This is a genomic window from Leptospira gomenensis (assembly GCF_004770155.1).
Lineage (GTDB): Bacteria > Spirochaetota > Leptospiria > Leptospirales > Leptospiraceae > Leptospira > Leptospira gomenensis.
Window position 1 is genome coordinate 73,257 of record NZ_RQFA01000048.1, and the last position, 24,682, is coordinate 97,938.

Annotated in this window: 23 protein-coding genes, 1 tRNA gene and 1 pseudogene; 5 read left to right on the top strand and 20 right to left on the bottom strand. The window is 46.0% G+C overall.

Annotated elements, in window-relative coordinates:
• Positions 1 to 16: 16 nt before the first annotated feature.
• From EHQ17_RS11985 to rpsT, 8 genes are all read right to left on the bottom strand, one after another.
• Positions 17 to 1,315 carry an ammonium transporter gene (locus tag EHQ17_RS11985; RefSeq protein WP_135594304.1) on the bottom strand — a complete coding sequence of 433 codons (1,299 nt, stop codon included), beginning with the start codon at positions 1,313 to 1,315 and terminating at the stop codon, positions 17 to 19.
• A 315-nt stretch (positions 1,316 to 1,630) separates the two neighbouring features.
• Positions 1,631 to 2,569: an LA_0442/LA_0875 N-terminal domain-containing protein gene (locus EHQ17_RS11990; protein WP_135594306.1), complete on the bottom strand. Its 939-nt coding sequence runs from the start codon at positions 2,567 to 2,569 to the stop codon at positions 1,631 to 1,633.
• Between the two features lie 58 nt (positions 2,570 to 2,627).
• A complete protein-coding gene (locus EHQ17_RS20180) occupies positions 2,628 to 4,238 on the bottom strand; it encodes a carboxyl transferase domain-containing protein (protein WP_246057539.1) in 1,611 nt (536 codons plus the stop codon).
• Positions 4,239 to 4,256: 18 nt separating this feature from the next.
• Positions 4,257 to 5,303, bottom strand: a complete 1,047-nt coding sequence (locus tag EHQ17_RS20185) for a GlmU family protein (RefSeq protein ID WP_246057540.1) — start codon at positions 5,301 to 5,303, stop codon at positions 4,257 to 4,259.
• A gap of 4 nt (positions 5,304 to 5,307) precedes the next feature.
• Positions 5,308 to 7,140, bottom strand: a complete 1,833-nt coding sequence (glmS, locus tag EHQ17_RS12000) for a glutamine--fructose-6-phosphate transaminase (isomerizing) (RefSeq protein WP_135594308.1) — start codon at positions 7,138 to 7,140, stop codon at positions 5,308 to 5,310.
• A 1-nt stretch (position 7,141) separates the two neighbouring features.
• Positions 7,142 to 8,524, bottom strand: coding sequence for a phosphoglucosamine mutase (gene glmM, locus EHQ17_RS12005; protein WP_135594310.1), 1,383 nt, complete (start codon positions 8,522 to 8,524; stop codon positions 7,142 to 7,144).
• A 26-nt stretch (positions 8,525 to 8,550) separates the two neighbouring features.
• Positions 8,551 to 8,623, bottom strand: a tRNA-Val gene (locus EHQ17_RS12010).
• A gap of 15 nt (positions 8,624 to 8,638) precedes the next feature.
• Positions 8,639 to 8,911: a 30S ribosomal protein S20 gene (gene rpsT / locus EHQ17_RS12015; RefSeq protein WP_135594312.1), complete on the bottom strand. Its 273-nt coding sequence runs from the start codon at positions 8,909 to 8,911 to the stop codon at positions 8,639 to 8,641.
• 145 nt (positions 8,912 to 9,056) lie between these two features.
• Here rpsT and EHQ17_RS12020 point away from each other — a divergent pair, with 145 nt between their 5' ends.
• From EHQ17_RS12020 to EHQ17_RS12030, 3 genes are read left to right on the top strand one after another with little or no spacing between them, the layout of a single operon-like run.
• Positions 9,057 to 9,365, top strand: a complete 309-nt coding sequence (locus EHQ17_RS12020) for a hypothetical protein (protein WP_135594314.1) — start codon at positions 9,057 to 9,059, stop codon at positions 9,363 to 9,365.
• Positions 9,365 to 10,474 (top strand): LIC_10450 family protein, encoded by a 1,110-nt coding sequence (locus tag EHQ17_RS12025; protein ID WP_425460709.1) that lies wholly within the window; start codon positions 9,365 to 9,367, stop codon positions 10,472 to 10,474. The genes EHQ17_RS12020 and EHQ17_RS12025 overlap by 1 nt, the downstream gene beginning before the upstream one ends.
• A 12-nt stretch (positions 10,475 to 10,486) precedes the next feature.
• On the top strand, positions 10,487 to 11,284 hold the full coding sequence (locus EHQ17_RS12030; RefSeq protein ID WP_135594318.1) for a hypothetical protein: 798 nt from the start codon (positions 10,487 to 10,489) through the stop codon (positions 11,282 to 11,284).
• 44 nt (positions 11,285 to 11,328) lie between these two features.
• Here the strand turns inward: EHQ17_RS12030 and EHQ17_RS12035 are convergent, their stop codons facing one another.
• The 12 genes from EHQ17_RS12035 to EHQ17_RS12090 form a co-directional block, all read right to left on the bottom strand.
• On the bottom strand, positions 11,329 to 11,991 hold the full coding sequence (locus tag EHQ17_RS12035) for an acyltransferase (protein ID WP_135594320.1): 663 nt from the start codon (positions 11,989 to 11,991) through the stop codon (positions 11,329 to 11,331).
• A 15-nt stretch (positions 11,992 to 12,006) separates the two neighbouring features.
• On the bottom strand, positions 12,007 to 13,098 hold the full coding sequence (locus tag EHQ17_RS12040) for a hypothetical protein (protein ID WP_135594322.1): 1,092 nt from the start codon (positions 13,096 to 13,098) through the stop codon (positions 12,007 to 12,009).
• A 91-nt stretch (positions 13,099 to 13,189) separates the two neighbouring features.
• Positions 13,190 to 13,969 (bottom strand): GNAT family N-acetyltransferase, encoded by a 780-nt coding sequence (locus EHQ17_RS12045; RefSeq protein ID WP_135594363.1) that lies wholly within the window; start codon positions 13,967 to 13,969, stop codon positions 13,190 to 13,192.
• Between the two features lie 239 nt (positions 13,970 to 14,208).
• Positions 14,209 to 14,553, bottom strand: a complete 345-nt coding sequence (locus EHQ17_RS12050) for a PilZ domain-containing protein (protein WP_135594324.1) — start codon at positions 14,551 to 14,553, stop codon at positions 14,209 to 14,211.
• Between the two features lie 201 nt (positions 14,554 to 14,754).
• Complete coding sequence (locus tag EHQ17_RS12055; RefSeq protein ID WP_135594326.1) at positions 14,755 to 15,552, bottom strand: histone deacetylase; 798 nt, start codon at positions 15,550 to 15,552, stop codon at positions 14,755 to 14,757.
• A 250-nt stretch (positions 15,553 to 15,802) separates the two neighbouring features.
• A complete protein-coding gene (locus tag EHQ17_RS12060; RefSeq protein WP_135594330.1) occupies positions 15,803 to 16,654 on the bottom strand; it encodes an alpha/beta fold hydrolase in 852 nt (283 codons plus the stop codon).
• A 35-nt stretch (positions 16,655 to 16,689) separates the two neighbouring features.
• The gene (locus EHQ17_RS12065) at positions 16,690 to 17,634 is read right to left on the bottom strand and encodes an aldo/keto reductase (protein WP_135594332.1); all 945 of its coding nucleotides are present in this window, start codon (positions 17,632 to 17,634) and stop codon (positions 16,690 to 16,692) included.
• Positions 17,635 to 17,731: 97 nt separating this feature from the next.
• Positions 17,732 to 18,622, bottom strand: a complete 891-nt coding sequence (locus tag EHQ17_RS12070; protein ID WP_135594334.1) for an OmpA family protein — start codon at positions 18,620 to 18,622, stop codon at positions 17,732 to 17,734.
• Positions 18,613 to 18,948 (bottom strand): Bor/Iss family lipoprotein, encoded by a 336-nt coding sequence (locus EHQ17_RS12075; protein ID WP_135594336.1) that lies wholly within the window; start codon positions 18,946 to 18,948, stop codon positions 18,613 to 18,615. Before EHQ17_RS12075 ends, EHQ17_RS12070 begins: the two co-directional genes overlap by 10 nt.
• 7 nt (positions 18,949 to 18,955) lie before the next feature.
• Complete coding sequence (locus EHQ17_RS12080; protein WP_135594338.1) at positions 18,956 to 19,726, bottom strand: DUF1554 domain-containing protein; 771 nt, start codon at positions 19,724 to 19,726, stop codon at positions 18,956 to 18,958.
• A gap of 124 nt (positions 19,727 to 19,850) precedes the next feature.
• Entirely contained in the window at positions 19,851 to 22,601 is a 2,751-nt protein-coding gene (polA, locus tag EHQ17_RS12085) for a DNA polymerase I (protein ID WP_135594340.1), read from the bottom strand.
• Positions 22,598 to 23,704: a glycosyltransferase gene (locus EHQ17_RS12090; protein ID WP_135594365.1), complete on the bottom strand. Its 1,107-nt coding sequence runs from the start codon at positions 23,702 to 23,704 to the stop codon at positions 22,598 to 22,600. The genes polA and EHQ17_RS12090 overlap by 4 nt, the downstream gene beginning before the upstream one ends.
• A gap of 170 nt (positions 23,705 to 23,874) precedes the next feature.
• On the opposite strand from EHQ17_RS12090, the pseudogene EHQ17_RS12095 reads away from it, so the two are divergent.
• Both EHQ17_RS12095 and EHQ17_RS20420 read left to right on the top strand, forming a co-directional pair.
• Positions 23,875 to 24,383: pseudogene (locus tag EHQ17_RS12095) on the top strand (class II glutamine amidotransferase); the annotation flags it as partial.
• A gap of 121 nt (positions 24,384 to 24,504) precedes the next feature.
• On the top strand, positions 24,505 to 24,576 hold the full coding sequence (locus EHQ17_RS20420) for a hypothetical protein (protein WP_425460710.1): 72 nt from the start codon (positions 24,505 to 24,507) through the stop codon (positions 24,574 to 24,576).
• Positions 24,577 to 24,682: the final 106 nt, after the last annotated feature.

Here is a 24,682-nt window from a genome sequence, read left to right on the forward strand (position 1 = left end):
CTTCAGCTAACGTAAATTAAAGGATATATCCTTTTTCCCCGTGGATTTCGGAATCCAAACCGGTGATTTCCTTTTCCTCCGAGATACGGAATCCGATCGTTTTGTCGATCAGGAACACGAGGATCACGGAAACGACGAAGGAATACGCTCCGGTCGCGACGACGCTGATCACCTGAACGAGAATCTGATCGCCTTTGGTGGCCACTCCGGCTCCGAGGGAAAGAGTGAACACGCCCGTAAGAACGGCGCCTAACGCACCTCCTACGCCGTGGATCCCGAACGCGTCCAAACTGTCGTCGTAACCGAGTTTACCTTTTAGAAGAATCGCTCCGTAACAAACCGGACTTACGAGAAGACCCATGATGATCGCCCCCTGAACTCCCACGAAACCGGACGCGGGGGTGATGACGACCAGACCCGCGACGATACCGGAAGCCGCTCCGAGTGCGGTCGCTTTTTTTGTGTGAACGTACTCGATCACGAGCCACGCGACGCCTGCCGCTGCGGGAGCGATCAAAGTAACGAGAAACGCTCTGGCTGCGAGACCGTTGATGGCCAAACCGGAGCCCGCGTTAAAACCGAACCAACCGAACCAAAGTAAACCGGCACCGATCAAAGTATAAGTAAGATTGTTCGGAGCGATCAACGCAGGACCTTCTCCTTTTCTTTTACCGAGAACGATCGCGGCCGCAAGACCTGCAATACCGGAAAGCAAGTGAACCACGGTTCCGCCTGCAAAATCTAAAGCGCTCATTTTAAAGAGCCAACCGTCTGCGGCCCAAACCCAGTGAGCGACGGGATCATACACGAGCGTAGACCAAAGGAAGATAAAAACGACGTAACCGCCGAGTTTCACACGTTCCGCGATCGCTCCGGAAATCAGAGCGGGGGTGATCAACGCGAACATTCCTTGAAATAAAAAGTGCACGTATTTCGGGATCGTGGCTTCCAACGTGTTTTCATCGATTCCGTTCAAAAAAGCGAGATCGAAATTCCCGAAATACGGATTGGTTCCGGAAAACGCAAAACTGTACCCGAAAATCGTCCACTGAAGCGTCAAAACGAGGATTGCCACAAAACTATGCATCATCGTAGACAGAACGTTTTTGGATCTGACAAGACCGCCGTAAAACAACGCCAGTCCGGGAATCATAAAAAACACGAGCGCAGAGGCGACAACCATCCACACAGTGTCCGCTTTATCCGCAACCGGCGCTGCGGGAGCCGCTTCAGCAGGAGCGGTAGCTTCTTGTCCAAATAAAACCATTGGAAGAAGCAGAGTGAGCAATAAGAGTAATCTCTTGGTCCAATTCATAAACATTCTCATCCCAAATCAATTTGATTACCTTATTGCAAAATTGGTACCAGACCTAAAAATATTTACGAATTCTAAACTTGAAAGAAAGAACCCAAGGATCCCCCCGCAAAGGATAAGAAAATCGCCTTTAAATCCGGGATTTTTCCGTTTCAAACAAAAATTTTACGAAAAAGTGGAAACAAGAAGAATGTTACGAAGCCAAACTCCGAAAACGAAACAGAAAAAAGTACTCCAACTTGCCCAGAAAATAAGCAGATTCGAGCATTTTGCTTTTTCTCTACATTAGTTGCCCTGAAAATCCAAAAACTGCTGCTATTCTAAAGAGAAGCGAAGTCCGAGTTTCCACTGTCCTTCGACGGAAGCGGACGGGGAACCGAAAGCGGTGCCGGATTCGAGCCGTGCCATTGGATTGTAATCAAAGATCAAGGAGGAAGAGGCGGTTTTCGCAAACCTCGGATGAAACCAATACGCGTCCAAGAGATTGAGCAGATAAATCGTCAAAGCGGCCCCGATGGACAACTGAAGATTTTGATAATTCTGATTCACCTTTTCCCTTTGTTCTTCGAAAGGTTTACTGTAAAGATACAAGGCGATCGGGTCCGAAAACGAGGGAATCGGAAGATACGTTTCATACGGATTATTTTTATGATTGAGGTCGCGCACCGAATTGATATAAATCTGATTCTCCCGATATACGAGATACAAGGAACTTACGAACAACGCGGAATAAACTACTGCGGGAATTTTCCGTTCGTCGGTCCATTGTCCCCAGCCGGGAAGCACCGCGGATCTCCAGGTCACACTCCAAGGACCCAAACCTCTTTGTTGAATGCGGGCCAAACGTTCCTTTTCATTCAGAGCTGCTTCCGCCTTTTTCGTTTCGGCGTCGATGAGGTCCTGTTTTTGTTTTTCCGCTTTGGCTTTTTGAGCGGCTTCTTCTTCGTTTTTTTTCTGCTCTGCCTGCTCTTTTCTTTTTAACTCTTGTTCGGCGAGTTTGGTCTCTTCTTCTTTTTTAATCCGAAGCGCCTCTTCGTTGGAAACGTCCTTATAAACGATTTTAAGAATTCTGAGCTTGCTGATTTCCTGAACTTTTCCGTCTTGCCCGCGTACGGTTACGGTATGCGCGTTTTGTGAAGAAACCCTCCCCTTAAAAACGGTGCCGTCCTTAAAAATGATCGACTCGGAAAAAAGAAGAGAAGGAAACAAGAACAGAAATGGAATAAAAACGCGGAAATAATTTTTTGAAAACATGCATCTCTCGTGTAACCAAACAGATAACTATCAATATATAATTTGAAAGCAATTTTTTCTACATCCTGAAAATTCCATACTTCGGAGATTCCGGTCTTTGTGAATGATCGGCGTACATCGTAATTCCTAAAATCTCCCTCGTCTTAGCGGGATCGATCACGCCGTCGTCCCAAAGTCTCGCGGAAGAATAAATGCAGGAAGAACGAGTTTCGTAATCTTCCAAAATGGGTTTGCGAAAGTTGAATTGTTCGGTTTCGGACAAGGCCTTTCCTTCTTTTTCCAACTGTTCCATCTTAACGGTCAGAAGCACGTTAGCGGCTTGTTCCCCTCCCATCACGGAAATCCTGGAATTCGGCCACATCCATAAGAAACGCGGGTTAAAGGCCCGTCCGCACATTCCGTAATTTCCGGCTCCGTAGGATCCTCCGATCACGACGGAATATTTGGGGACGATAGAAGTGGAAACCGCGTTGACCATCTTGGCTCCGTCCTTTGCGATTCCGGAATTCTCGTATTTTTTCCCGACCATAAATCCGGTGATGTTTTGTAAAAACAAAAGAGGAACTCCTCGTTGATTACACAACTCGATAAAATGCGCCGCCTTCAAAGCGCTTTCTCCGAAAAGAACTCCGTTGTTTGCGATAACGCCGGCAATCTTTCCGTAAATTTTCGCGAAACCGGTTACGAGCGTGGTTCCATAATACTTTTTGAATTCTTGAAAACGGGAACCGTCCACGATACGCGCGATGATCTCCCGAACGTCATACGTCTTCCGTATGTCTTTTTGAATGATTCCGTAAATTTCTTCCGCGGGATACAAAGGTTCTTCCCAGGAAATTCCGGCGCGTCGATTTCCGTTTCCGGCTTCGTGCAACGTGCTTACGATATTTCTCGTAATCTCGATCGCGTGCGCGTCGTCCTCCGCATAATGATCGGTGACACCGGAGATCGTACTGTGAACGAGGGCTCCGCCCAATTCTTCCGGAGTAACGATTTCACCCGTGGCCGCCTTAACGAGAGGAGGTCCTCCCAAAAAGATGGTTCCGTTTCCTTTTACGATCACCGATTCGTCGGACATCGCAGGAATATAAGCGCCTCCCGCCGTACAACTTCCCATCACGACCGAAATCTGAGGAATCTTTAACGCGGATAAGTTGGCTTGATTGTAAAATATTTTCCCGAAGTGATCCTTATCCGGAAAAACCTCGTCCTGCATCGGAAGAAAAGCCCCTCCGGAATCCACGAGATAAATACAAGGAAGATGATTTTGCAGCCCGATTTCCTGCGCGCGAAGATGTTTTTTCACCGTAAGAGGATAATACGTTCCTCCTTTTACGGTGGCGTCGTTGGCAACGATGACACAGTCGGTACCGCAGATCCTTCCGATGCCGGTTAAAATTCCCGCAGAAGGAACGACGTCGGGATAAACTCCCTCCGCAGCCAAAGGAGAAAATTCCAAAAAGGAAGTTCCCGGATCGATCAACGCGATAATTCTCTCTCTCGCCGTCAACTTCCCTCTTCCCTTATGACGTTGAATCGCCTTTTCTCCTCCGCCTAACTCGATTTTACGAACGAGTCCGCGGATCGATTCCACTTTCGATTTTAGATCTTCAAAATTCTCTTTATACTCCGCTGAGGACGTACGTATTTTGGATTCTATAATTTCCATAGAGAACCCTCCGGATTTTTATTTTTTTACTTTTGATTCGTATAGAATTCGGATCAATTCGGTTTCGGATAACGTGAGTTCTCGGTTTCGCCTCGCCATTATCTTGCGTGCATCCCGCAAAAATAAATCGAGAATATACGGTTGCCCGGATTCCGCCCAAGTAAAAGGAGCCAGATATCCGCTCACTCTCGAAGAAACCACGTTACATCCGAAGTCCACGACGGTTCCGGTATTCAGCATAACCCCGATCGCAACTTTGGAATAATCCGCGATCAAGGAACCGAACTTGATGGAACCGGTGATACATTCGTCGTTTTCTTCCCGGATCTTAACAACCCCATAATTGTTTTTCAGATCCGAAGTCGTCGCAAGAGCTCCGATATTGACCCAACTTCCTAAAATCGAATGTCCTATAAAACCTTCGTGGTGTTTGTTCGTAAAGTCTCCGACGAGGGAAGTTCCGACTTCTCCGCCGATTCTACAAGTGGAACCGATCGTAGTCGCGCCGGTGATTCTCGCGTTATCGATATGGGAATTCGGTCCTATATAAACCGGACCTTCTACAAAGGAAAACGAAGTGATCTTAACGTCCTTATCGATCACGATCGGACCCGAGGTTGTGTCGAACACGACTCCCGGATATACGTTCGCAGTAGGATGAACGTGCAGATGTTTGGACTTACCGACCACGTGAAAACTTTTGGATTTCACTTTGAGTTTTCGAATCCACTTGTGCAGTTCTCCGCTGAGTTCCAGATCCGACTCGATATTCTTTGCAGTACCGTTGATCAGATTCCACGGAAGACAGGATTCCGGTTGGAGAACTAGATCCACGTCCTTATCGTCGTACGGAAGAAGTTTAGGATTTCGTTCCAAAAAAGCCTGCTGAAACGCGGGATTGGAATGCACGTAATAAATCTTAGCTTCGGAATGTTGTCCTTTGATCCTTTCGATCGAATTGAAAATTCCGTTTCGAATTTCCGAAAAGGAACGGATCCGCGTTAGGGAACGTAAACCGGCAGGAACCTCTCTTTCATCGATGAGAATTCTCTGAACCTTCGGCATAGGATTACTCTACGGTTACGGACTTGGCGAGGTTTCTCGGTTGATCCGGAGGACAACCTCTTGCGATCGCGGAATAATAAGCGAGCAATTGCAAAGGGATCACGTTCAGGATCGGACTCAATATTTCGGAACATTCGGGAATTTCAAAACAATAATCGGAAAGCGATTTCGCTTCCACGTCGCCTTCCGTAACGATGGAAATGATGATTCCCTTTCTCGCTTTGATCTCCTGAATGTTGGAAACCATTTTGGTATAAATCTCCGATTTAGGAGCGATACAAACCACCGGAACTTCGTTCGTAATCAAAGCGATCGGTCCGTGTTTGAATTCTCCGCCCGCATAACCGGACGCGTGGATGTAGGAAATTTCCTTCAGCTTCAACGCGCCTTCCATCGCCACCGGGTGATTGTAGGTTCTTCCTAAAAATACGAAATCTTTCGTGTTCGTAAAATGAGAAGACAACTCTTCGATTTGCGAAGCCTGCGCGAGAATACGATCGATCTTAGCGGGAAGAAGACGGATTTCCTCTATTAGGATTTTCTTATCCTCTTCGCTGATCAGCCATTTGAGGTTGGCCATATAAATGGAAAACAAAAGAAGGTTGAGAACCTGGGCGGTGAACGCCTTCGTACTCGCGACTCCGATCTCCGGACCTGCGTCGGTTCTGATATAAGAATCCGATTCCCTTGCGATGGTGGAATTTACGTTGTTAACGAGGGAAATTACTTTGATGAATTTCGCTTTCGCTTCATGAATGGAAGCTAACGTGTCGGCGGTTTCTCCGGATTGGGAAATTCCCATAATGAGCGTGTCGCCTTCGACCACGGGATTACGGTATCGAAATTCGGAGGAAGCCTCGGTATCGGTTTGAATCTTTGCAAAATTTTCGAGATAATGTTTGCCGATCATTCCGGCGTAGTAACTCGTTCCGGCCGCTTGGATGATGATCCGATTGACCCTGGAAAGAACGTCCTTGTTGAGTTTAATTTCCGGAAAAACAATATCGCCGTTTTCTAATATTCTTTCCTGAATGATCTTGCGGAAAATACCGGCTTGTTCGTGGATTTCCTTGATCATGTAGTGCGGATAACCGCCCTTATCGAGATCTTCCCAGCGTAATTCCTGTTTTTTGAATACTGGAGTCAGTTCCTTTCCGGAAAAATCGAAGAGTTTGAATTCGTTCTGAGAGAAATAACCCCATTCACCGGCGTTCACGTAATAAACTTCGTCGCAGTTGCGGGTCAAAGGGGAAATATCGGAAGCGAGAAAATATTCCGCTTTTCCTTTTCCGATCAATAGAGGCGCTCCGTCCTGCGCGAAGTAAACCCGATCCGGTTCGGTTTCAAAAACGGAGGAAACCGCCCATTTACCGTGGATCTTTCCGAAGAGTTCCAAAAACGCGTCCCGATTGGATTTCCCGCTTTTTTTACTTTCTTCCAAAAGATGAGGAATCACTTCCGTGTCGGTTAAACTCTGAAAGACGTGCCCTTTTTTCTTCAGTTCGTTTTTGAGTTCGAGATAATTTTCGATGATTCCGTTGTGAACGACGGCCACGGTGGAATTCGTGTCCGTATGAGGATGCGCGTTGATTTGATTGGGTTCGCCGTGAGTCGCCCAACGAGTATGTCCGATTCCTACGTTTCCGGGAGCCGGAAATTCCCGAAGATGCGCTTCCAGATCCTTGATTTTTCCTTTTGCTTTGCGAACCAAGATGTCGCCTTGATCCAAAACAGCGATTCCCGCAGAATCGTAACCTCTGTATTCGAGGCAAATCAAACCGACTACGAGAACGGATTCCGCGTTTTTTCTACCGGCATAACCGACAATTCCACACATATCAGACATTCTCCATGAGGCTCGCCGCACGGTCGAGCAGAGAATTGAGGTCTTTTTTGGACTTTGCCTCGCCTATGACACGAACGATCGGTTCCGTATTGGAAGGACGAATGTGAACCCAAGCGCTTTCCGAAGATAAACGAAGACCGTCCCGAGTATCTTCCGCAAAGGAGGAAAATTCGCCGCGAAACTGAGAATAAATTTCCTGAAGATTTTTTCCGGCGATCCGGAAGCTGGTTTTTTTCATATGAATCGGAGGAAGTTCGTCCACGATCGAATCGATCTTTTGTCCGCCGGCCGCCATATAATTCAAAATGTGAGCGATTCCGGAAAGGGAATCCCTTCCAAAGGAAGCCACCGCCGGATCGATCACTCCCCCGTTTCCCTCACCGCCAAACACCGATTTGAGTCGGAGCATTTCCGAAACCACGTTCGCTTCTCCGACTTTTGCGCGTGAAACGGCAACTCCGTAACGATCCCCTACGTGTTCGTTGATAAAACTTGTGGAAAGATTTACGACTTGATTGGCTTTTTTAGGAAGTGAATCGAGAGTTAAAGAAAGAAAACTAAGCGGAAGCGTGTATTCTTCCGAAATCGCGCCTTTTTTTGGAGTAAGAACCACAAGCCGATCCGCATCCGGATCTAAAGCGAACCCGATATCCGCACCGGAAGATTTCATCTTGCGCGAAGTTTGTTTGAGGGCTTCCGGAGTCGGTTCCGGAGGTCGAGGAAAGGTTCCGTCCGGACTACAATGAAGTAGGATGGGTTTACAACCCAAACGTTCCAGAAGTTCGGGAACGATAGAACTTCCCGCTCCGTTGACCGCATCCAAAAGAACCTTATATTTTTTCTTTCGAATCGCGGGAACATCGACCCTCTTGAGCACGGATTCGATATGACGTTCAGACCATTCCTTTCCGGAAACGATCTTTGCGGAAGGTTTGTATTGAATCGGTCGAAAAGAATGATTGCGAACGATTTCTAAAATCTGTTCCAGATCCGCAGCGCCCGTAAAAAAACCGCCCGGGCCTACGAACTTAAATGCGTTCCAAACGATAGGATTGTGGGAGGCGCTAATCATAATTCCACCACCCGCTTTGGAAAGTTGAACCACTGCTTTTACCGTCGGAGTGGGAACGATTCCCAAAGGAAGCACGTCTTTTCCCATTGCCTGCATCAAACCCAAAGCGATATTTTCGATAAACGGTCCGGAAGGACGGGAATCCCTACCAAGCACGATTTTAGAACCCGAAACCCAAGTTCCAAAAGCACGAAGCGCATCAAAGATCACTTCCGGAGAAAGACCCGTGGGTATGATTCCCCGAATTCCGGAAACAGAAACCATCAGATCTGGATGATTGAATACCGGAGTGTTTGTATTCATGGTGTTGTTTTGGAAAGAAAAAGGATTGGGCGATGACAGGATCGAACTGCCGACATCCTGCTTGTAAGGCAGGCGCTCTACCAGCTGAGCTAATCGCCCTTTATGATTCCGTTCTTATGCTGTAGCAGTTACCGCATTCAGGCGTTTTGCCATTCTGCTTTTTTTTCTATCTGCGTTTTTAGAGTGGATCAGGTTTGTTTTTGCGGCTTTGTCCAGAAGAGAGGTATACTCTACGAATAGAGCAGACGCTGCCTGCTGATTTTTTTCTTTGATGGCTTTCAGAACTTTTTTCGCCTGAGTTCTGAGCCTGGACCGATTCTGAGAATTCGCAGCATTTCTGCGTTTTGTTCTCCGAATGTCCTTTTCTGAAGACTTAATATTAGCCAAGGCTTACACTTCCTATCGAATCAGTGTTTCCAGAGTTTCCGTACCCTTCCCCCTGTCAAATGAATTCTCAGAAAATTCCTTCCTTTCCTTCTTCTTTTACGATCTTCGAAGACGACAGGGAACCGTCGTTTTCGGAGGCAAGGATATGAGACAGAATCGGTTCGACAGAAGGTTTCTTACGGTTCCGGTGGAATCTTCTTTTTTGTTTCGACTTAGGGAAGAGAGGGTGAATCTTTCCGAACTCGCGGAATTGGGGATTCATCTTTTGTTACATTTCGAGGACGAAAGAAGTTGTTTTTTGAGCGCCGAAACGGAAAGAATTTCCGTATCTTTTTTCATTCAGGAAACTTCTTATTTACAAATCTGTAGTTATTGCCTACGTTACTCTCGTCCAATTTATTCCGTAATGGAAGAAGTTTTACAAAACGCATACCTGGAATCGTATCATTTATGATCCACAAACGTTCCGAATACATCGTAGTCGATTCCATTTCCTCCGTGGATCCGAACGCTCTTTCTTTGGATCAACTGGATCAGAAGTTCATCGACAAACAGGGAAACCGTTTCGGACTTCGATTCAACCGCACCACGAGAAGAGCGGAAATCGTTCGTATCACTCTCGAATCTCCGACCAAAGGTGCGACACAGATTCACAAACAACATCCTCCTCTTCCTTCCCCGCATCCTGCCCCTCAGATTTCCAAAAAAAAGACGGCTCAGTCCGGAGTTCCGACCACGACCAAACTAACGCTTCAGGAAATCATCGCTAAAACGCAGGCTTCTGCCGCCTCTTCGAAAGTTCCGCAACAAACCGATTCTTTGAACGTCAACGAAGGCGCCGTACAACAAAACATATTTCAGGAACCCGCGTGGGATCGAAAATCCAAGGACAATTCCGCATTGGATTTGGGAAGAATGGATCTGAACATCATGGATTCCTCCGTGTCCACACCCAGACGGGAACGAGATATGAGCGATGTTACCGGTAGAATGGACTACGGTTCCGGTCCTTCTTCGTCCGGCGAATCCAACCTCATCGAAAAAAGGATTTCCGAACTTACAAAGATCAAGGACCGGATTCATTCCGTGTTGAACAATCTTTCGAATTCTAAAATTTTCGAGATCACGGGCGATCCTTCCGAAAATAAAAACATCATCGGAAATTTGAACCGTGAGTTCGACATCGAGTTCTTTCAAAAGCTGGATAAAATCCTAAACTACCACAAGGAACTCACGACCTATCCTCGATCGGTCAACTATTACACCGCTAAATACGAATCGTCCAGAAAACAGATTCTGCAATCGAAAACTTCAGATTCGGAAAAGTTGAAACTGGTCACACTTTGGGAAATGCAGGAGATGTCGTTGGGTTTGGTTCAAAAACTAAAAAAGATGGTTTTGAATACGCTGAACGTCCTAAACACCAAAAACGACAACCATATCAAACAACTTCCTTACAACCAACAGCAGATGTTCCGGGATTCCAGAACCGCACTTCTTTACTGTTCCGAAGACATATCTTCTTTGCTCATTTCTTTGGAACGATGGGTCGATACTGAATAGGAGAGATCTCCTATGGAACCCTTACAAAGCACCGAAATCAACGCCGTCCTCGAAAAACTCAGGGCGGAATATTCCGAAAACGCCAAAAAAAATCCGAAACTTTTCGATCTGAAAGCCTTCGAGTCGAGACTGATGTTGGTCCTCCAACAAAAGGGAAGTCTGACCAATTTTCTCAAGGAAGAAATAAAATTCATAGACGCACTCAAAGCCAAACACAAAGAGTTGGAGGACAAAAAGCAGGCCGCCAAAGGGGACACGATCAACAAAATCCTGGAAGAACAGGAAGCGAGACTGAAAAAATACCAAAGAATCGATTTTCATCCCCTGGCAAAACCCGAAATCCGATATTTTTACGGCGCCATTCTTTCCTTTGCGGAAACGGAACTTCCTGCGTTGATCTACGTGTTCAAGGGAACACCGGAATATTCCGCGTTCAAAGATACGATTCCCATCCTAGAAAGAATGGGGATCAGCCGAAGGGGATTACCCTCCATCCGAATCAACGAACACGTCAAAGCGTTGTTAGACGCCAATGGAAATCAAAGCGCGATGGAAAAGGACGGACAAGCCGTATTAAAAGAGGTTTGTATCGCGCTTAAGGGAATCGTCACATCCGTGCGGGAATGTATGGAGAAAAACAGGGTTTCGCAGACCCTTTCGGTCAAACTCGACGAAAGGGAATTCCCGAAAGCCGCGGAATCGTATCAAAACCTCGTATTCGGAGTCGCCCTGGAAAAGATCGTACTCCGTGCGGAAACGATTATACGCGATTTCAGAATGGCGGAGATCACCGGATTGGGACAAGGTTAAAATTAAAACATAAAAATAGAATATTCAAATATTCTAAAAATCTTTCAAGGCTCCCAAATCACGTTCGACTTTATTTTTTTCGCCGGATTTCCCGCGTAAACGGAACGTTCGTCTTCCAATTTGGAAACGACCGTAGAACCCGCGCCGATGATCGCACCGGCCGGGACCGAAGCGCCCTTTAGGATCGTACTTCTGCAACCGACCCAAACACGATCTCCGAAAACGATCGGCCTCGGGAAATTTACGATTTCTCCGCGTTCGTTTTTGATCTTATGGATGTCGTCGTCCATCACCAAAACTTCCCAGGAAAGCAGGCAATCGTCCCCGAACTCCACGCGATTGGAGACGAAAATCGAAGTTTCCGCGGAAATTCCGAAATTTTTCCCGAAACGCAAAACTCCGTTCGCCCCTACGACGATTTTAGATCCGTGTCCTATGTGAACGTTTCCCCGGAATATTACGGTTCCGTAAACTTCCCAAATGGTTTTGGAGACGTCCCGATCGAAAAGACCGATGTCGCCGAATCCGATCCGAACCAGCCCGGATCGTATCGGACATTCGAATATTACGTTTCCGGAAAGTTTGCGGAGTTTCGTTTTTCCGGAAACCAAAACCGGAAACAACAACGCCTGTTTCCAAGGAAGATATCGGAAATTAAAATACAACGTATTGAAGTTGATTCTTCGTAAAAGACCGAAAATTCTCATCGCAAAAACCGGGGTTTATCTCGTAAATCCGGAGGCGTTTTCCGGATAAATCTGGGAAGCCAAAATGAAGATAAAAATACTCACCGCGATTCCGATGGAAGCGAGCAGTACGTCCTTCCCCACTTTCCGGAACGTTTCCAAATACGGTAAATCGCGATACGTCATAAAGTTGAGAATGATTTCGCGCCCGGCCAACATTCCCAAAAAAACCCAAGTTGTGGACATGGGCATCCTGCTCCATTGATGGAATACGATCAAAATGGTTCCGTAGACCAGATCCACGATCGTGGCGGCCTTGGACCATTGTATGTCCGATTTTTCAGTAACGATTTCCTGGATGGTTCCCCCGTTCGTATAAAGGATGATACCCAAAGCGAGAACGAGCATACCGACGGCCAGAACGAATTCCAAAGCGGATAATTGTCTCGGAAGATAAACCACGATATTCGCCGCGTCCTGACGAAGCCATGCGATCCATAGATAAATCGTGGAGATCCATTGAAAGAATGCCCAACGTTTTTCGCTTCTCGGATCGGGTACGTGATCTTCGGTGTATTCTTTCGGATCGAGTTTGACGAGAATTCCCCAAACCAAAATCGCCACGCCGAAAGCGATCCCGTAACCGAAGAAGGATTTGGTGAGCATCTTTTCGATATTACTTCCTCCGAAAAGACCGAGGATCAAAAACGTGGTGGAGATCGGAGACTTTAAACGAGTAATCACCACTAAAATCAACGGGGCCAATAGTTGAATCAGATTGAATTCCCGCGTTTCCGGAAAACTTTCCAGACGTCCGAAGTGAACCTCGGAACCCCCGGTGAACCACGCGAAAAGAAAAACGAGAACGACCGCACCGCCCAAAACGGCGAGTTTGGGAATCCAGTGAATCGTCTTTTTACTTTCGATGAACGTTCCCACGGTTTGCACCGCGTCGTTGCCCGCGACGGAAAACGCGCTGATCAAAAACGCGAACCAACCCAGATAATAGGAAGGGGAACCCAGTTTGTAGGCGACTATCATAAGAATTCCCGCTAATACGACAAAAGAATAAAATCGTATCTGATCCCGGATGCTGGGATGCTGGAAATCAATCTCGTTTTGTTTCATCGGGAAAAATATCTTTCGGCAAAGCCAAAAAAGATACTATTAAATCGCCGGAACTCCCGTCAAGGGCCTTCCGACGATCAAGAGAAGGGTTTTAGTCCAGAAAACGTTTGCCGTATTTGGATTCTATATCGCGGATATCGAAAAGAATAAAGAAATCGATCGTTCCGAAAACCTGATCCCAGGCCGGAATTCCGCAAATCTGGGAACCCGCACGGATATAACCTTTGATCAGAGCCGGAATTCTTTTCTGAACGACTTTCATATCCTCCACTGTGTAGTTCGGGTCGAAACCGGGAACTTCGAAACCCGGAAGAGGAACTACGTCGAAATCCTTTCCTGCCAATACGTTTTTGTCCTTTAGAAAAGCGTAAACTTCATTGGCGGATTGGGCGTCCGTCTGATGGATCGAACCGCACCCGAAAAGGTATCTAACGTTGTGCTTCTGCATATACATTCCTAAACCGGCCCAGAGCATGGAGATCACGGAACCGTCTCTGTATTCGGGATGAACACAACTTCTGCCGATCTCCGCGGTTTCCGCGTCCAGATCGTAGATTTTGGCGATATCGAATTCGTTATCGGAATAAAAACCAATGTTTTGTTTTGCTACGGATCTACGAAGAATTCTATACGTCCCGACGATCTTATCGTCCTGATTTTTATCGACCACGATCAGGTGATCGCAGAAGAGATCGTACTCGTCCCTGTCCTTGCGCGTAGCCGCGGATTGGGGAAGACCTTCTCCCAATTCCAGATTGAACACATCGTAACGAAGAGCCAGAGTTCTTTCGATTTCCAATTGGTTTTCAGCGATGCGAACCTCTAACTTTCTTTCCGTCTTCAGCTTGTTATCTACGAAACCTGTTCCCATAGAGTCATCCTTCGGTTTTAGATTGTCCTCCATCTTATTCGTTCCCGTTACGGATAGATTACATAGGAAATAAAATCCGGTGACTCTACGGGCGGAAAAACGCTCGTTTTTCACGGCCTCAGAAGGATAAAAAAAAGGATTTAAAAGTAAATTCTAATATTACTGCAAATTCGAAAAAAAGCGAAAACGGTTGGAAACAGTTGGGAAAAAAGAAATTTCCGAACGAAGAGACGTTCTCTTTAGGAGGCCATCTGCATCCGCGATTGAATGTAGGACTCGATCAGATATTTCGCCTTGGGTTCCAAGGCTCCGAATTCCACACCGAACAAAGAGGCTTCCGGCCCGGAGATTTTGCGTTTTACTTTGCCGGAAAGTTTGATCGGATTTTTTCCGGGCAAGGTCAAAATCATCTGAATGGGAGAATGGAGGTCGCAGCCTTCGAATAAGTGGGGAACTTCCACAGCGACACCGCCGATGCTGATATCCTTTGCATTTAGGATATCGATGAAATTAACACCCATCAATTGGATTTCGATGACCTCGTTCCGCGCAGGTACGACTCTCGGAAATTTTCTCTGTTCCATGTGATTTCCATCCTTTCGTAGAATTCGACGAACTCAGATTTTGAAATCAACAGTTTGGAAAAACAAGTTCTTTTTAGAGCTTTTTATAAAACAATATTATCTCTTTTATCGAAAGAATACTCGATAATTCTACGTACTACGGGTTAGTGTGGGAACTCCTAACGAAAATCGAACGGAAAAAACGCGGAACGACGAAGAAATTCAGGATTCGGCAAGACTCAATTTCATCGAATCCAAAAGTTTGTTCACCTTTTTATCGAATTTCTTATTGAATACGAACGGTTTGAGCGTTTTTTCCAAAAACAGAATCATCTCGACCGCTTTCCACTGTATTACAGTTTTATGATCTTTGATTTTTCCGGAATGAAGGTATGTGGAAATTCCCCGGATCGATTCGTGTTTAAAATCCCTCAACAACGCGCAAAACAACGCTTGTGCTTCGGGCGTTAAAAAATGGAATTTTTTGGAAAATAAAACCGCGTCATGAAAATATTCCGGACGGATCACGGCGCCGTTCAATCGAAGAGATAAAATCAGAAACCCTATAAAATCCGCAATCTGATGGAAAATCCCCAACCCGGGAACGTCTTGGCCCGGATAAAGACGGCTTTTATCCATGGATTGCGATTTCGGATGACGTGTCTGAAGCCAGTTGATGATGAGATATTTTTCCTTAAAGAAGTAGTCGTTGATCTCCAATCTATATTCCTGAACGCTTAAACGTAGATGCAGGAGAATTTCCTTTTCCGAAGTCAAAACCAGTCTTTGAAAATCCTGACCCAAACCGGAAATTTCAAGATGAATGTTTTGATATCCTTTCTTAACGATCTCGGGAAGAATCCCGGTTATTTCAAGAAGTTCTAAAATGTTTTCCTTAGTAAGCGAATGAAAAAGAATTCCTTCCTGAAAGGAAGCGGAGGGATCGTCTACGGCCGCGGATAAAAATTCATCGTAAACGAAATCGAAAAACCTTGGATTATTATAACTCGACTTAGACATGAAACAAAAATCGGAAACGACGATATGCGGTCGTATTTTTTCGCAATTCCATCATGATCTTGAAATACCGGTTTTTTTCAAGGACAATCCCCGATCCAAGACGGAATCGATCTATAAAGAAAAACGGATCGGATCGATCGCTTGTGTCGAATTCATTCTTTGCAAAATCGATCCAGAGTCGTAAATCGGATCGTAAAACCGAAAAACCCGGCTCTAATCACTATGAAAATAAATTTTTGACAAAACTTTTTCAAGGAATCGCCTTCAAAACTTCGGAAGGGGCCTCCACTTGCGGATAATGACCGATACCTTTCAATTCGACGATGTCCGCGTTCGGTACAAGCTGTTTGTAACGAGTGACGAGATGGGCGCCGCTAACCGGATCGTCAACACCGTTGATCATCCTGATCGGAACCGGAGAGTTCAACAAAGCGCCCACCCAACGTTCCCGATTCGTTTTTCTTTCGGCGATGTATCGGATCAATCGATGCGAAATTTTTGTTCCTTCGTCCGAAGAAACCAAATTCCAAAAATCCTCGAGTTCTGCGGAGGAAGGTTTGGTGTTTTCCCCGAAAACCGCGGAAAAACTTTTTTGAAACGAACCTCGGTTGATCAATCTGGACAAAACCCATCCCAGAGGACTATGCAATAATTTCTGAATCAATCTCGGCCGGTGCGATTCCGGAAAAATACCTCCGTTAAGGAGAATCATCCTTTGGATTTTAAATCCGGAAACTCCCGATTTTTTACGATCGATAAAACGAGCCAACAATTCCTGAGCCACCGTATCCCCTAAATCGTGGGCCAACACCGTCGCTTCTTCGAGCCCTAATTCGTTTAACAATTTTTCGATGATATCGGCCTGAAGAAAAATGCTGTAGTCGATGGAAGGTTTCGAGGAAAATCCGAATCCGAGCATATCTAACGCGATCAACCTGTATTTTTTCGACAGCGGTTCCCAAATTTTTTCCCAATCCCACGACGCCGTCGGAAACCCGTGGATCAAAACGAGGTTTTTTCCGCTTCCTTCAACTTTATGGAATATTCTCCAATTTTGATATTGAAGGTATTTGCCGGATCGTTTCCATTCTTCAAGTTTCATATTTACCAACTAATGATTATTATATTCGAAAAAAATCAAAGTTCCTGCAAAAGACGTTTTTTAAATTCCTCACGATCCCTACCCGTAGGCAGCTTTCCGAAACCAGCCTTTAGATTGTCCCGAAGATGCGATAGTTTGGAAGTTGCGGGAATCGCGCATGTGACAGCCGAATGTGAAAGTATGAATTTTAAAAAAGCCTGACCGAAACTTTCGCAATCCCATTCGCGAAAAAAATCGGGAAGTACTTTTCCTTTTACGCGTCGAAACAACTGACCTTCTTCGAAAGGACGATTGATCAAAACTGAAATACCGTTCGATTCGGCAAAAGGAAGAATTCTAGTTTCCGCCTCACGCGTAACGATCGAATACGGAATCTGTAAAAATTCCACTTTTTCTTTTTTGGCGATCCCCTCCATTTCCGAAAACGCGGACGAAACGTAGTGAGTCAAACCGACGTATCGAATACTACCCTTCTCTTGGAGAGTTTTGAGATATTTCAAATGAATATGAGCATCTACTAAATTATGAATTTGGAATATATCGATCTTATCGACGCCGAATCTTCGAAACGAGGAGTCGATCTGGGTCTTACCGGCCGTTTCACCGCGAATCCAGACTTTGGTCGCGAAAAAGATTCTTTTTTTATCGATCGGGGACAACCCGGAAGACAATAAACCGACGATCTCCTCGGATCGCCCGTACATCGGGGAAGAATCGACCACACCTCCGCCGGAACGGATGAACTCGTTCCATACTTCCATAAGCGTCGTCAACGAGGAAGAATCGGAGGATACGTCCATCGTTTGCCAGGTTCCCAATCCTATCGCGGGAATTTTTTCTCCGGAACTACGAACGGTCCTGTGCAACATTCCGTTGTTCTCCTTTCCCAAAGAATCGGAAAACGAATTTATATACCCGCTTAAAAACGCAAGAAGCGTTGCGGAATCCCTTAAAAATCGACCGCGAGATATCTGTTTCATTCCGATAACTTCTTAAATAAGGATCCCATTTTAGGACGAAGCGGTCGAAATCGGAAGTAAAAAACGAACCGTCAGCGCATTCGATCAAAAAATCGTATCAATTGGATTTCCATCTATATTCAACCTTTTTAATACTTCGTTTTGAAAGTACTTTCACTTTTCCGTCCCTCTCCAGATGGATTTCGGTTTCATTTTGTTGGGTTATATTACCGAATTCGTATGTTCCGTTTTTCAAGGTAACGCGAATCAGCCCGCTGGTTTCGGAGTCTTCGGGAAAATCGGTGTTTTTATCGTGATCTTTAAGAAATTGTATTTCGATACGTCGATTTAATACGGAGGCGTTGTCGTCCAGAGAGCGTACGATGGGACGACGCGATCCGAATCCGAGAGTTTCGATCCGACCCGATCCGATCCCTTTGGAAACAAGATATTTCTTAGTTGCGGAAGCCCTCTTTTCCGAAAGTTCCTCGTTGGCGCGTTTATCGCCCGTTAAATCCGTATGTCCCGATATCAGAATTCGGGTGAATTTTCGTTTCGCAAGATAATTGGCCAATCCGTCCAAAACGGGAAAGGATTCGGGTCGGATCTGATCCGAATTCAATCGGAAATGTACACCTTTTAAGACCATAGAATCGGCGTTTCGGACAAAATCCGATTTAGGTTTGATACAATTCACTTCCACGCTTCTAGTATTAAACAGACCTCCGATAACTACGTGGACGAACAAGTCACCTAACCCTCGTTTGATGCTAATATTCTCGATTCCCTCTGCGCACTCCGCCCGTTCATGTCCTCCTTCGAAATATCCGAGAATGTAACTTTTCGAAATATGTCTGACGTCCTCGCTGGAGTCGCCGATTCTCTGAAGTTTAGAAGGTATAATCACTGTTTGATGACAACCGCACAAGGAATACGTAAGATAGATAAGAACCGGAAGTAAAAAACGTTTCCTTTGAAAACGGATCGTTTCGCAAAAATTCAATGGCATGATATTTCTATGGACCTAGGGGAATAGATTCCGAGCGTAAGTTGTTCGCAGACGCCGTTCCAAAGCGTCGAATACTGATGTATTTCCTTGATCCCCCGACTAGGACACAACGAAGATTCGTCGTATTGAATCTTTCTCGGAAACAAACCCATCAGATAGTAATCCTGTTTAAACGTGATCGTTTTTCCCTGCGTTTCGCTGCCTTCTTTCGTTTTTTTTGTCTTTACGGTCGGAGCCAATTCGACTCTGGCATGTTGACAATTCCATAAATTAGCGATTATGAATATGGATAATAGCGGAGTTTTTCTAAGAATAAACGAGATCATACGATCGTTACCTTTGTACGCAGTATATATTGATCGCCTGATTACACGCATAAAAGCCGCCGTTGTCTATATAACCGGCCGCTACGTGCGAAACTCCGACCATGGCGAAGTTGGGATTGGGCGCGCCCGTCGTCCAGGAAGTACAAGTCCCTCCCGCAGTGGGGGCCCAATTCGGTAGGATGGTTATCCCCGTATACATTGCGATCAATCCGGGATCGGGAGCGTTGTCGTAATTCGCGGGTAATTCCGCGGAAGCGTTCGTAACGCCGAGTTGTAGATTGAAATTGTTAAGCGAATAATAACGCGTATTCGGATAAAGCACCCAATCTATGGTAAGGCTTCTGCTCACGACTTCATCCATTAGAAGAGCCTTATATTCGGAGCCCGTGGCGACGCCGGGTGCGTTTAAGCCGATCGCCGCGGTTTGGCAAGTGGAATCCGCACCGCTCACTCCTCCTAGATTTCCGTTGGGAACCGCTTGCATAAAAACCGCGCAACCGGAAGCGGAAGAAAAACAAGGAACGACGGTCGGAGTACTTGGATCGCCCGGGCCGCTCGGATTTCCGGGATTTCCTTCGCCCGCCGCAAGTAACAAAGGCGCCAAGGACAAAGCGGAATTCGAAGCCTTTGAATCTTCCTTCGCCAGTGCGGTAAGTCCGGGCCATGCCGTACAAGAGAATAAATACGACGCGCAGAAAAGACTGCAAAAAATTGACAGGATCCTCGGCCGAAATCCATGAGCCTCGCCGAGAAGAAACGATTTTAGAATAGGGGTCATTCGGTTAACCGGAAACGTTAGAGTTCCTCAATAAGAAGTAACCTTTCAGACCCTAAAATTAACCGGAATTTGGGAAATTTTTTATATCCCTATACTATGAAATTATAATATCGAATCAATTGTTTCAATGTGCCTCGTCCCAGTTGATCCCGAATTTTCCTTCCACGAGAATCGGAAGATCCAAAGGCATGGCGACTTCCATATGTTTTTTCATCGCCGCCTTAAATTCGTCCCTTTCTTTCTTATGCACCTCGAACACCAACTCGTCGTGAACCTGAAGAAGCATTCTGGACTTATATTTTTTTCTTTCTATCTCTTCGTGGATTTTGATCATAGCGATCTTGATCATATCCGCGCTCGTCCCTTGGATAGGGCTATTGATCGCGATTCGTTTCGCCGCCTCCTTTGCGGATTTATGCGTGCTATGAATGTCCGTAATCGGACGACGACGACCGGTTAACGTTTGGACGTATCCGTTTTTTTCGGCGAACGCGACCGTTTCGTCCATATACGCTTTTACTCCCGTATATTGAGTCATATAACGCTCGATAAACGACTTCGCTTCTTCTCGGGGAATTCTTAGATTTCGGCTGAGCCCGTACGGAGTGACCCCGTAAATCACGGAGAAGTTGACGACCTTTGCCTTGTCCCTCATTTCGGGAGTGACTTCTTTTTCGGAAACACCGAATAACGCGGCGGCCGTCCGTTTATGAATATCCAATCCGTGATTGTACGCATCCAACATCGCAGCGTCCTTGGACACGTGCGCCATAATTCTCAACTCGATCTGGGAATAATCCAAACTCAAAATTTCGAATTCGTCGGAACCGGCGACAAAACCTTTGCGAAGAAGACGACCCTCCCTATCTCGGATCGGAATATTCTGAAGGTTGGGATCGGTCGAAGACAATCTTCCCGTTGCGGCGATTGTCTGATTGTAACTCGTGTGGATTCTTCCGGTCTTGGGATTGACCATCCTGGGAAGCGCGTCCACATACGTGGATTTGAGCTTCGTGTATTTCCTGTAATCCAGAAGTTTTTCGATGATGGGGTGTTCTCCGAGAAGTTCCTCCAAAACCTCGTGATCCGTCGAATAACCGGTCTGCGTTTTTTTAACGACCCGAAGTTTTAGATCGTCGAAAAGAATTCGTTGAAGCTCTTTCGTAGAAGCGATGTTAAACGGTCCATTCGCTTGTTTGTGAATTTCGTTTTCCAAATGACGGATTTCACGATCGAAATCGCGGGCAAGTTCTTCGAAATAAGGAACGTCCAAAGCGATCCCGGTTTTTTCCATTTTGGCAAGAACGGGAATCAGAGGTTGTTCCATATCCTTCAAAACCGGTTCTACTCCGGATTCCTTGATGGACTTTCTCAGAATTTGATACAATCGGAAAGTGATATCCGCGTCTTCCGCGGCGTATTCCGCGACTTGTTCCGGATCGATATCCGTCAGCTCTTTCTTTTTTTTACCGGTTCCGACTAACTCGTCATAGGTGATCGTATCGTAATTGAGGAGATCCTTGGCGAGGGCGTCCATGTTGTGCCTTCTTCCTTCCGGTTGAAGCACATAGGAAGCAAGCATCGTATCGAACTGAATATTGTTAAGCGACAAACCGTGGTTTTCCAATACGATCAGATCGTATTTTATGTTCTGACCGACCTTGGGAATTTCGCTCGCGAGAATAGGTCCTAGATGTTCCTTTACTTCCTCTAAACTTAAGGATTTATCCTGGAACAATGAAGCGTTGTTTTTCACGGAAACGTAAAACCCGGTTTTTTCCTGGTTGGAAAAAGAAATCCCCAAAAGTTCCGCCATAACGGGGTTAGGCGAAGTTGTCTCCGTATCCACCGCGAGAACTCTGGACTTCATCAATCCCCGGCAGATTTTAGCAAGTTCCTCCGCGGAAGTGATCAACTTATACGTTCCTTTTTCACCGGCCGGAACCGATTTGGTTTCGTTCGTTTCCGTAGGCTCCGGATCTTTCGGTGCTTCTTTACCCGCGGACTTGGCCAAGTCTTTGGAAAGAACGTTGTAACCTTGGGATTTAAAGTACAGGATCGCTTGATCGGATTTGTAATCGGGGGTCTCGATGTCCTTTTCGGTTATTCCAAGTTGCAGATCGCGTCGTATCGTAGCCAACGCTTTCGAAAGATAAGCGTTCTCCTTCTGCTCCGAAAGTTTGGTTTTCATCGAAGGATTTTTGATCTTTTCGAGGTTCTTATAAATTCCGTCGAGGGTTTTGTATTCCTGAAGAAGTTTGGAGGCTCCCTTGTCTCCGATCCCCTTCACTCCGGGAATATTATCCGAAGTGTCCCCGACGATTCCCATATAATCCGGAACCTGCTTTACGTCGATGCCCAACTCCTCCTTAACCCAAGCCGAATCGATTTCCACGAATTCGGTGACTCCCTTTTTTCCGCGGAGCATTTTTATATTCTTCTTTTCTAATAGTTGATAGAGGTCTTTGTCTCCCGAAAAGATGAGGATCTCTTTAGCTGAGGATCGATATATTTCGCATAACGTTCCTATGATGTCGTCCGCCTCGTGACCGGCCATTTTCAAAACGCGAAAACCGATCTTTTCCAGGATTTCCATAACCTCTCCGATCTGGGGTCGCAGGTCCTCCGGCATCGGTTTTCGGTTGGCTTTGTATTCCTCGAAGGTTTTGCCGCGCTCCAACGGTCCTCCGGGATCGAAAGTCATGGCGACGTGCGTCGGGGAATAATCCTGAAGCAGTTTAAAAAGCATTTTAAAAAAACCGAACGTTGCTCCGCTCGGTTTTCCCGTTTTGGAATTGGTAAGGTTGGAGGCTCCGAACGCGAAATAGGCCCGAAATACGAAAGCGTGTCCGTCTATGATCAAGAGGCGTTTCATTCTTTTTCTCCGAAAAGTTCTTCACCCAAAAACGAATAATAAGCGAGTTCCGTTTTACGGATCGTGTTTTTGATCGAAAACCGTTTGACGGCTTCCCTGTTGAATATCCCGAAGGTTTTTCGGAGTTTCGCATCATCAATTAGAATTTCATAATATTTTGAAAGAGCATCGACGTCGCCGACCTCCGCCAAAAAAGCCCCGCTTTCGTGGGTCAACATTTCGCCGATTCCTCCGCCCTTGGTGGCGACTACTGGAAGTCCGACGGCCATCGCGTCGAGAACGGACGTTCCCAAACCTTCCTCTTTGGAGGTCAGCGTAAAAATATCGAAAACGGAAAGAATATCGGGAACGTCCTCGCGGTAACCCGTAAAGACGACCTTATCGGAAATTCCCAACGTTGCGGACAAATCCTCCAATTCTTTTCTGAGTTCGCCTTCGCCCACGACGAGAAGTTTGAAATTTTTAGAAGGATCCAATGCGGAAAGCGCCTTCAAAAGGGTTTTTTGATCCTTATGATCGACGAGGGCCGCGACGTTTCCGATCACGATCGTATCTTTTTTGATTGAGAATTCCTTTTTATACCGCGCCGGATCGGGTAATTTTTTGGCGAAGGAAAAATCGATTCCGCTATGAACCGTGACGGTTTTGGCCGGATCGACTCCGTCCCGCAGAAGGATTTCCCGGATTTTATTCGAAACCGTCAGAAAGAGATCGTTGCGTTTGGACTTATATTTCCAGATAGAAAATAAATTCTTACGAATGCTAAAATCCACTCTTCTGGAAACGACGAGTTTGATCTGCGGAAGTTTGGATTTTGCAAAGAGGGCCAATGTATGCGCCTTTGCCGTATGAGTATGAATCAACCGGATTTTTTTTTCCCGAACGAGGGAACGAATCGCCTTCACCGAGGCGAGGTCCCATTCCCCCCGCATCTCCAAAGCGTAAAACGGAAGGTTATGGTCGGAACACCGTTTCTCCAAGGCGGATCCTGGTTTGCCGAGGACGAGTTGCGGAATCTTTTTTTTCTTTAAACCTTCCGCCAAAAGGAGAAGTTGTCGCTCTCCTCCTCTCCAGCCGGTTTCGGTATCAATATGCAAAATCACCCGCTCAGTTTTCAACGGAAGGTCCATTTCTGCAAGGAATCCTTAAAAAAATCGTGGAACAGACGCATTTCCTTATAACAGAAATAATTCCAATATAATAAAATCATCTTCTATAAGGAAACAAATCTGTGGGAACTCCTCGAAATAATTGCGAATGAACCGACCGCTATTTGCTTCAGCCTAACCGTTTCGTCCAACGGGGTGGAAAAACGGTCCGCACAGGGACGACTGGGGAATCGGATTTTAGGAAGGAAAGGAAAAAGGGGCTCCGTATCTTTCACGATCCGAAACCGGGAATCGAATCGAAAATCGCCGAATTCGTCCGAAAACTTCCGATCAAAAGCGAAATCGTAATCAGTCATATTCGTAAAGCGAATCGAGGCAAAGTGGAATTAAGAAACACACTCCCTTTTGTCCGGGAAATCTAGGGTTCCTACCGAGCCTTCGCGCACAACGGTCCGTTCAAAAAAATCCAATCCGAACCTCTGGCAGAATTTATTCTGGTCGGAACTACGGACTCAAAACACGCGTTTTGTTGGCTACTCGGCAAACTCAAAAAGAAACTTCCTCATCCTCCCCCCTCCGACAAGGAACTTTTCCAAGCTGTGGGAACCTCCTGTGGGAACTCCAGCAAAAAGGAGTTTCCAATATTCTTCTCAGCGATTCCAAAAATCTCTCCGCGTACTGTTTCGCCAAACTTTCCTGGATTACGAGACAATCTCCGTTCGGCAAAGCCGCCTCGAGGACGCGGACCTCTCATCGACTTCCGCAAAGTAACGACAAAGGGCGATCAGGTGACCGTGATCGCAACCGAGCCCTTGACCTCCAACGAACAATGGAACCGTTTTCAACCGGGACAATTCAGGTTTTGAGAAAGGGAAGAATCGTATTCTCCGAACGGTAAGAAGGGTTTGTCGGAATTCCTGCAAGTTCTACACTGACCGTAATTCTAAAATCCATTGTCTAAATCAAAGGCGA

Bases quoted from the DNA above. Each gene is read 5' to 3' on its own strand.
- EHQ17_RS11985 (WP_135594304.1), bottom strand. From the start codon at position 1,315: ATGAATTGGACCAAGAGATTACTCTTATTGCTCACTCTGCTTCTTCCA.
- EHQ17_RS11990 (WP_135594306.1), bottom strand. From the start codon at position 2,569: ATGTTTTCAAAAAATTATTTCCGCGTTTTTATTCCATTTCTGTTCTTG.
- EHQ17_RS20180 (WP_246057539.1), bottom strand. From the start codon at position 4,238: ATGGAAATTATAGAATCCAAAATACGTACGTCCTCAGCGGAGTATAAA.
- EHQ17_RS20185 (WP_246057540.1), bottom strand. From the start codon at position 5,303: ATGCCGAAGGTTCAGAGAATTCTCATCGATGAAAGAGAGGTTCCTGCC.
- glmS (WP_135594308.1), bottom strand. From the start codon at position 7,140: ATGTGTGGAATTGTCGGTTATGCCGGTAGAAAAAACGCGGAATCCGTT.
- glmM (WP_135594310.1), bottom strand. From the start codon at position 8,524: ATGAATACAAACACTCCGGTATTCAATCATCCAGATCTGATGGTTTCT.
- EHQ17_RS12020 (WP_135594314.1), top strand. From the start codon at position 9,057: ATGAGACAGAATCGGTTCGACAGAAGGTTTCTTACGGTTCCGGTGGAA.
- EHQ17_RS12030 (WP_135594318.1), top strand. From the start codon at position 10,487: ATGGAACCCTTACAAAGCACCGAAATCAACGCCGTCCTCGAAAAACTC.
- EHQ17_RS12035 (WP_135594320.1), bottom strand. From the start codon at position 11,991: ATGAGAATTTTCGGTCTTTTACGAAGAATCAACTTCAATACGTTGTAT.
- EHQ17_RS12040 (WP_135594322.1), bottom strand. From the start codon at position 13,098: ATGAAACAAAACGAGATTGATTTCCAGCATCCCAGCATCCGGGATCAG.
- EHQ17_RS12045 (WP_135594363.1), bottom strand. From the start codon at position 13,969: ATGGGAACAGGTTTCGTAGATAACAAGCTGAAGACGGAAAGAAAGTTA.
- EHQ17_RS12050 (WP_135594324.1), bottom strand. From the start codon at position 14,553: ATGGAACAGAGAAAATTTCCGAGAGTCGTACCTGCGCGGAACGAGGTC.
- EHQ17_RS12055 (WP_135594326.1), bottom strand. From the start codon at position 15,552: ATGTCTAAGTCGAGTTATAATAATCCAAGGTTTTTCGATTTCGTTTAC.
- EHQ17_RS12060 (WP_135594330.1), bottom strand. From the start codon at position 16,654: ATGAAACTTGAAGAATGGAAACGATCCGGCAAATACCTTCAATATCAA.
- EHQ17_RS12065 (WP_135594332.1), bottom strand. From the start codon at position 17,634: ATGAAACAGATATCTCGCGGTCGATTTTTAAGGGATTCCGCAACGCTT.
- EHQ17_RS12070 (WP_135594334.1), bottom strand. From the start codon at position 18,622: ATGCCATTGAATTTTTGCGAAACGATCCGTTTTCAAAGGAAACGTTTT.
- EHQ17_RS12075 (WP_135594336.1), bottom strand. From the start codon at position 18,948: ATGATCTCGTTTATTCTTAGAAAAACTCCGCTATTATCCATATTCATA.
- EHQ17_RS12080 (WP_135594338.1), bottom strand. From the start codon at position 19,726: ATGACCCCTATTCTAAAATCGTTTCTTCTCGGCGAGGCTCATGGATTT.
- polA (WP_135594340.1), bottom strand. From the start codon at position 22,601: ATGAAACGCCTCTTGATCATAGACGGACACGCTTTCGTATTTCGGGCC.